This is a genomic window from Brevibacterium samyangense (genome assembly GCF_039529845.1).
Classification (GTDB): Bacteria; Actinomycetota; Actinomycetes; order Actinomycetales; family Brevibacteriaceae; genus Brevibacterium; species Brevibacterium samyangense.
The window spans coordinates 1-596 of the sequence record NZ_BAAANO010000040.1 but is presented as its reverse complement, the minus strand read 5'-3'; the positions used below and the strand labels follow the sequence as shown (position 1 = coordinate 596).

At 67.1% G+C, this 596-nt stretch carries 1 protein-coding gene; it reads right to left on the bottom strand.

Annotation, left to right across the window (positions count from 1 at the left end):
- The coding region (locus ABD172_RS14960) for a transposase (protein ID WP_344310976.1) at positions 1-572 on the bottom strand (572 nt) is incomplete at its 3' end.
- Positions 573-596 lie beyond the last annotated feature (24 nt).

The following is a 596-nucleotide window of genomic DNA, read 5'->3' as shown; positions in this document are numbered from 1 at the left end:
CCGGTCGGGACGGGGCTGATGCCGGCGAGTTTCGCGAATGCGGCTTCGCTCTTGATGCGCTCGGGGTTGTCGCCGGCGACGATGAGGATCTCGGCGGCAGTGTCGACACCGATACCGAACTCGTCCAGCAGGTGCGGTGCCCGCCGAACAACGAGCTGCTCGATCTGTGCTTCGAGTTCGGTGATCTCGTCGTTGAGCGCAATCCAGCGCTTCGCGATCGACCGCAGCGCGTGACGGTTCGCGTCCTCCGGGGTGTCGAGTCCGCGGGGCCGGAGCGCGGCGCAGTGACGGGCGATCATCTTCTGCGTCTTCCGCGCGGTTTCGCGTCGGAGGTCCTCGGTGGCGTGGACGAGCATGGCTTTGAGGGTGATCATCGCGCTGGTGCGGTCTTTGACCGCGGTGTCGTGGGCGACTTTCAGTTGCCGGATCATCTCGACTGCGCCGTCGGCGGACTTCGGGACCGCGGTCGCGAATCCCGCGAGGACCGCCCGGGCGGCGTTTTCCGCGTCGAGGGTGTCGGACTTGCCGTTCAGGCGGCGCAGGCGTCGGTCGGGGCGGGCTACCTCGATCACCTTGTGATCGTTCCGTCGCAGAAA